Source organism: Mucilaginibacter sp., assembly GCF_041663085.1.
Classification (GTDB): Bacteria; Bacteroidota; Bacteroidia; order Sphingobacteriales; family Sphingobacteriaceae; genus Mucilaginibacter.
Genome location: NZ_JBAZRC010000051.1, coordinates 22,362 through 28,850, shown reverse-complemented (window position 1 = coordinate 28,850; position 6,489 = coordinate 22,362). Strand labels below are relative to the sequence as shown.

The following is a 6,489-nucleotide window of genomic DNA, read 5'->3' as shown; positions in this document are numbered from 1 at the left end:
GTTGGCGAAACCGGAGAGAACACCGACGAGTGGGTGAGGGATTTTAAGATCCTTTGCGAAAAAAACAACATCGGCTGGCATTACTGGCCATATAAGAAACTGGATAACCAGAAAGGCATCACCAGCTTTAACGAGCCCAATGGTTACGACGAGATCATTGCCTACACCGAAAAGCCACGCGGCAGTTTCGAAGAGATCCGCAAGGCCGCCCCTGCCGACAGAGAAAAAATCAGAAAGGCCCTTTGGGGATTTTTAGAGAACAGCAAGTTTGCGAATTGTATCCCTAACAAAGGATATATAGAGGCGTTAGGTTTAAAGGTGCCAACGAAGTAGATTATTTATCTCAACTTGTCATTTCGAACCCTCTGGGGCGGGGCGAGCTTGGGGAGGGTGAGAAATCTTATACGCCTAGCTATTAACAGCATGGCGTATAAAATTTCTCCTCGTACCTCGTTCGAAATGACATGGTTATCTCAGGGTTTCTGAGAGCTTTTTACTTCTTTTATCAGTTTTAGTTTGAGGGTAATAAACACGCCCCCAACAAATGCGCCTGCCAAAACATATTCGTACCTGGCAAGCTCAAAACCTTTATAAATAAATAACAAGCATAAAAATATTATGATGTTATAAAAAACGTTAAGCGCTACCTTTTTGCCCATATTAGTAAACGTTAAGTTCGGGATCAATTTCGGCTTTCCAGGCTAAGATACCGCCCTGTAAATTGCTCAGGTTGGTATACCCCTGTGCCTCTAACTGCATAATAGCTGCCGCACTGCGTTTGCCGCTGCGGCACATTACCACAACAGGTTTGTCATGCGATATTTTTTCAGCCTCAATTAAAATGCCGCCCAGCGGGATATGTTGACCGCCAATATTTGATGTCTCGAATTCAAAATCCTCACGAACATCTATCAGTTGAAGATCTTCGCCTTTATCTAACTTTTCTTTAAGTTCCTGTACGCTTATTTCTCTCATCTTAAATGTAATTATAGGGCAAAGGTATGTTTTTCTATATCAAATATTTGAGCATATTTTGTAACAATAAGTACCTAAGTGCGTTTTAATAAATAAGTGTAAAATATTACATCATATCTTCATGAAGAAAGTAACCAGGTTTTTTTGGTTCTGTTCCGGTGCGCACGTGGACACGCTGAAAAAATACCCTATAGAACATAACAAATATGTGGGCATAGGTGCCACCATATTTTTCACAGCATTATTTGCATCATTATCCGGCGGGTACGCCATGTACTTTGTATTCAGTGGTAATGCATTCGCGGTTGGATTTGCCATACTTTTTGGGTTGATATGGGGCACCGCCATATTCAACATGGATAGGTACATCGTATCCAGCATCAACAAAGAAGGCAGCATTAACCAGCAAATTTTACAGGCCACGCCCCGTATTTTACTGGCTATTATGATAGGGGTGGTGATATCCCGCCCGCTGGAGTTGAAGATCTTTGATAAAGAGATCCGCACCAAGCTAAAAACGGCCTACCTAAAAGGACAGCATAGCAAGATAGATACCCTGCAAAAAACCTATCAGCAAAAATACGGGCAGGAGATGGTTAAAAATGCCGACCTGAAGAAGGAAAAAGATTCCCTGGAGCGCGACATAAACCGCTCTCGTTATGAGTTAAACCAGGAAGTTTTTGGCGACAAAACCAATCAAACATCCGGTATAACCGGCTATGGCACTTATGCCAAGCAAAAGGCGCAGGTATTACAGGAAAAGGAGGACCGGTTAAAAACCGTTACCGAAAACCTAGGGCAGGTAGATCAATACCTGAGCCAGCGTAAAGATTATGAAGGCCTTAACGCGACACGCCTGTTCAGTGAAAAGCAACTGGACAGCCTGGCCAACGTAGCGGGTTTTGCCGACCGTAACTGGGCACTTGGCCAACTATCTTACAATGTTGATGGTTCGCGCGATCTGGATACCTATATGGCCATATCATTTATTGGCTACTTGTTTATATTGTTTGAGTGCTTACCAGTTTTTGTAAAGCTAATGTCGCCCAAGGGGCCTTATGATACAGCTTTGGCTAAAATAAGCGAGGCCAATATCTATTTTGCCGAAAAGGATAAAGACCGGGATATTGCAGTTACCGACAATACCTACGAGCATGGCCTGGATGCCGATATAGCGCGGCGAAAGCAGATCATCACCGCGCAGTCGGAGTATGACCTGGGCAGGCACAGTTATGATTAACAGCCTGATAAGCCTTGTGTCTTTGTAATAAAATTGATAGACAACAATTACGGTTTTATTGGTAATTTCATCACCTGAATCATACCACCCCAATGAAAAAAATATTTTTACTGGCAGCGGCAGCATTTTTTGCGTTTGCTGCATCAGCTCAGATCAGCGGAGCGCGCAAACCCATCTTTTATAGCGTGTCTTTCCCCAATGCCCAGCATCATGAGGCAGAAATTACAATGACCATACCTGATGCCCCTTCGGGTTCATTAAAGGTAAGAATGAGCCGCTCATCTCCGGGGCGATACGCCACACACGAGTTCGGCAAAAATATATATAATGTAAGGGCTACCGACGGTGAAGGTAACCCGCTTACTATAGAACAAATAGAAGGCGATGTATATGAAATATCTGTACACCCGGCAGTAGTGAATGTAAGCTATACCCTGTTTGGTAACCACGCAGATGGTACTTACGTTGGCATTGATGCCAGCCATGCACATTTGAATATGCCGGCTGCTTTTATGTGGGGCATTGGGTTGGCAAGCCGCCCTGTAAAGTTTGCATTTAACGATCTTGAAAAATATGGCTGGAAAGTCGCCACACAACTAAAGCACGAAGCCGATAACGTTTACAGCGCACCCGATTTGCAATACATGATGGATAGCCCAACCGAGCTTGCCGCCGTTAAAACAAATTATTGGGAACTGGTAAATACCAACGGTAAAAAACAAACCATGGGTATTGCCGTACACTCTGACGATGACCAGGTAACCATAGATAATTTTGCTAAAATGGTACAAAAGGTTGTACTGGAAGAGCGTGCTGTATTTGGCGAGCAACCCAATTATGATTTTGGCAGCTACACCTTTTTAGATGATGTACACCCAACCGTTTTTGGTGATGGTATGGAACACCGCAACTCTACCTGCATTGTTAGCGGGGCAGATAAAATTGGCGGTAACGAAAAATATCTGTTAGGTACCTACTCGCACGAGTTTTTCCATAGCTGGAATGTAGAGCGTATCCGGCCAAAATCATTAGAGCCATTCAACTTTGAGCATGCCAACATGAGTAACGAGCTTTGGTTTGCCGAAGGTTTTACACAATATTATGGCGAAATGCTGCTGGTGCGCAGCGGGTTTAATACAGTTGATGAGTACACAGGTACAATAGCCGGGTTAGTTAACTCGGTTACCGCATCACCGGCTCCGGCCAAATTCCCGCCAACGCAAATGAGCCGTTACGCAGTGTTTACAGATGCAGGTGTTGCGGTTGATGCTACCAATTATGGCAATATATTTACCAGTTATTATGTATATGGCGGCGCTACCGCCCTCGCGCTCGACCTACGCTTACGCAGCGAATTTAAACTTACGCTTGATGATTACATGCGCCAGGTTTGGCTGGCATACGGCAAAACCGGCAAGCCATACACTATACCCGACCTGCAGGCTGTGTTGGGTAAACTTACCAACCCCAAATTTGCCGCGGCATTTTTTAACGATTATGTATACGGTGTAAAAAAGAACGATTACCAGGCATTACTGGCAAATGCAGGCCTGCTTTTACAAAAAGCACAGCTGGGCAAAGGCTGGATGGGCCGTGTACAAAGCAAGCCATCAAACGGAGGGTTAATGATAACTGGTTCTACCATATCTAACACTCCCATTTATAAGGCAGGTATTGATGCCGGCGATATCATCCTGAAAATTGACGGGCAGGAAGCAAAATCTGCAAGTGCTTTTGCTGAAGCGGTAAAAGATAAAAAACCGGGTGATAAAGTAGCGGTAAGCTATAAAAACCGTACCGGCAACCATGAAGCCACTATCGTATTAGAAGAAAGCCCGGCTTTTGAGGTGGTAACCTTTGAAAAAGCAGGTAAAGAATTAACACAGCAACAAAAAGATTTCCGTAGCAACTGGTTATCATCAAAAGTTAAATAAATGAAAGTAAAATTTTTAATAGCGATAACTGCTTTAGCCGCAGCGCCCGTACTGGGCTTTTGCCAGGATGTAAATAAACTGATAAAACAGGATGATGTTGAACGCATCATCAAAACCCTTAGTGCCGATGATATGGAAGGCCGCGGCGTTTTTACCCGCGGGATTGAAAAGGCCGCTACTTTTATTGAAGGTGAATTTAAATCCGCCGGTTTAAAACCGTTTACCGGTAACCCCGGTTTTCGCCAAAGTTTTAATATGGTTAATACCACCCCGGTAAGTTCTAAAGTTACCATCAATGGAGAGGATGTCTCCGCAGCTAACTTAGCCATTAGTTCTTCGGCATCGTTCAACTGGGCAAGTACCGATGGGGTGGATGTGGTGAAAATTTCTGCTGGCAAAGATTTTATGGCTCAATACAGGGCAGTTTTTAGCGGAGGCAAAAAACAACTTGTATTGGTTGATACCAGCTATTCAAAAAACTTCGGCAGGCTGGTTAGTCGCTACAAAAGGGGAGGTACGTCTTTTAAAGGAGCGGACAATACAGCGCCTGTTATTGTATTTGTACTGGGTACTTATTCCGATGTGAAAACGGTAGCGGCAAATTATGAGGTTAAGACTACCGAAAAACCATTATTTAATGTTGTCGGTGTTATTCCCGGTAAATCAAAACCTAATGAGTATGTGGTTTTTGGCGGGCATTATGACCATTTAGGCATCATCAAAAAAGGTGCAGAACAAGATACTATTGCCAACGGTGCCGATGATGATGCATCGGGTACCACAGCAGTGATCACCCTGGCCAAGTATTATAAAAAGCTAAATAATAACGAGCGTACACTGGTATTTGTGGCCTTTACAGCTGAAGAAACCGGCGGTTATGGTTCACAATATTTTTCAAAACAGCTTGATCCTGATAAGGTAGTGGCTTTGTTTAACATTGAGATGATTGGCAAGGCGGCTAAATTTGGTGAAAACTCGGCATTTATAACCGGGTTTGAGCGTTCAGATTTTGGGCCTATCCTGCAAAAAAATCTGGAAGGCACAGCCTTTAAGTTTTACCCGGACCCCTACCCCGAGCAAAACCTGTTTTACCGCAGCGATAACGCTACGTTGGCGGCATTAGGCGTACCTGCGCATACTATCTCAACCGACCAGATCCCTACGGATAAGTTTTACCACACTGTAAAGGATGAATATTCAACGCTTGATGTAAATAACATTGTGGCTACCATTCGCGCTATTGCTTTAAGCTCGCGCAGTATTGTATCTGGTAAGGACACCCCGACACGGATCCCTAAGCTGGATAAGTAATTCAATTTAATCAGATATGCTAAGGCCCAAACAATTGTTTGGGCCTTGCTGTTTAAAAGCTAAATTAATCCGGAAATACTATGCAATGGTTTGGCAGGCGCGAAAGCAGTAATACAGAAGATGGCAGTGCAAGCGGTGGCCGCGGGCTGGCCCTTGGTGGCGGGGTGGTAGGCATAATAGCTGCAGCTATTTATTTTTTTACGGGGATAGATCCATCTGCTGTGCTAAACCAGGTGCAGGGCAATGGCGCACCGCAGGAGAACAACCAACAGGCCATACCCGATACCCGCGAGAAGAAATTTGCCAAGGTTGTTTTTGCTGATACCGAAGATGTTTGGAATAAGCTATTCAGCGATATGGGCAAAACCTATCAGGAGCCCACGCTGCACTTCTTCCGTGAAGCGGTAAACACTGCCTGCGGGCAGGCTGGTGCCGAAACCGGACCGTTCTATTGCCCCGGCGACCAAAAGGTATATCTCGACCTGTCGTTTTTTAACGAGCTTTCACAAAAATTTGGTGCAGCCGGCGATTTTGCCCAAGCTTATGTAATAGCCCACGAGGTTGGCCATCATGTGCAGGATCTGCTTGGCCTTTCGGCTAGAATGGAACAGGCAAGGCAACAGCTCAGCGAGAGCGAGTATAATAAACTATCGGTGAAGCTGGAGTTACAGGCCGACTTTTATGCCGGTATATGGGCGCATTACGAGCAGCAGATGAAAAACGTACTCGACCCGGGCGATATTGAGGAAGCCCTTAACGCTGCCCACCAAATTGGCGATGACCGGCTGCAGAAAGAATACCAGGGCGAAGTACGGCCCGATAGTTTTACCCACGGTACCAGCGCGCAGCGTATGTACTGGTTTAAAAAGGGGTTTGAAACAGGTGATCTGAAGCAGGGCAATACTTTTGCAGCAGGCGATTTGGAGTAATACTTAAAAAAAATGTCAAGTGTTCACGTTCACTGCCGTGAACGCACACGTATTCTTGCAAATAATTAATAATCAATTGTTTGCGATTTGGCTACTGGCA

General features: G+C 44.7%; 6 protein-coding genes and 1 pseudogene. 5 read left to right on the top strand and 2 right to left on the bottom strand.

Going from position 1 to position 6,489, the window contains the following annotated elements:
* Positions 1-333 (top strand): annotated as a pseudogene (locus WC615_RS11470) (glycoside hydrolase family 5 protein); the annotation flags it as partial.
* Positions 334-473: 140 nt separating this feature from the next.
* Here WC615_RS11470 and WC615_RS11465 read toward each other — a convergent pair.
* Positions 474-659 carry a DUF6358 family protein gene (locus WC615_RS11465; protein WP_372978234.1) on the bottom strand — a complete coding sequence of 62 codons (186 nt, stop codon included), beginning with the start codon at positions 657-659 and terminating at the stop codon, positions 474-476.
* A gap of 1 nt (position 660) precedes the next feature.
* The gene (locus WC615_RS11460; protein WP_372978233.1) at positions 661-975 is read right to left on the bottom strand and encodes a rhodanese-like domain-containing protein; all 315 of its coding nucleotides are present in this window, start codon (positions 973-975) and stop codon (positions 661-663) included.
* A 121-nt stretch (positions 976-1,096) separates the two neighbouring features.
* Here WC615_RS11460 and WC615_RS11455 point away from each other — a divergent pair, with 121 nt between their 5' ends.
* The 4 genes from WC615_RS11455 to WC615_RS11440 all read left to right on the top strand — a co-directional run bounded on the left by WC615_RS11455 (position 1,097) and on the right by WC615_RS11440 (position 6,389).
* The gene (locus WC615_RS11455; RefSeq protein WP_372978232.1) at positions 1,097-2,215 is read left to right on the top strand and encodes a DUF4407 domain-containing protein; all 1,119 of its coding nucleotides are present in this window, start codon (positions 1,097-1,099) and stop codon (positions 2,213-2,215) included.
* A gap of 92 nt (positions 2,216-2,307) precedes the next feature.
* On the top strand, positions 2,308-4,149 hold the full coding sequence (locus WC615_RS11450; protein WP_372978231.1) for a M61 family metallopeptidase: 1,842 nt from the start codon (positions 2,308-2,310) through the stop codon (positions 4,147-4,149).
* A complete protein-coding gene (locus WC615_RS11445) occupies positions 4,150-5,460 on the top strand; it encodes a M28 family metallopeptidase (protein ID WP_372978230.1) in 1,311 nt (436 codons plus the stop codon).
* 80 nt (positions 5,461-5,540) lie between these two features.
* Entirely contained in the window at positions 5,541-6,389 is an 849-nt protein-coding gene (locus WC615_RS11440) for a neutral zinc metallopeptidase (protein WP_372978229.1), read from the top strand.
* The last annotated feature ends 100 nt before the right edge of the window (positions 6,390-6,489 follow it).

Excerpts from the sequence above, each read along its gene's own strand:
- WC615_RS11455 (WP_372978232.1), top strand. The coding sequence starts at position 1,097 with ATGAAGAAAGTAACCAGGTTTTTTTGGTTCTGTTCCGGTGCGCACGTG.
- WC615_RS11440 (WP_372978229.1), top strand. The coding sequence starts at position 5,541 with ATGCAATGGTTTGGCAGGCGCGAAAGCAGTAATACAGAAGATGGCAGT.
- WC615_RS11450 (WP_372978231.1), top strand. The coding sequence starts at position 2,308 with ATGAAAAAAATATTTTTACTGGCAGCGGCAGCATTTTTTGCGTTTGCT.
- WC615_RS11445 (WP_372978230.1), top strand. The coding sequence starts at position 4,150 with ATGAAAGTAAAATTTTTAATAGCGATAACTGCTTTAGCCGCAGCGCCC.
- WC615_RS11460 (WP_372978233.1), bottom strand. The coding sequence starts at position 975 with ATGAGAGAAATAAGCGTACAGGAACTTAAAGAAAAGTTAGATAAAGGC.
- WC615_RS11465 (WP_372978234.1), bottom strand. The coding sequence starts at position 659 with ATGGGCAAAAAGGTAGCGCTTAACGTTTTTTATAACATCATAATATTT.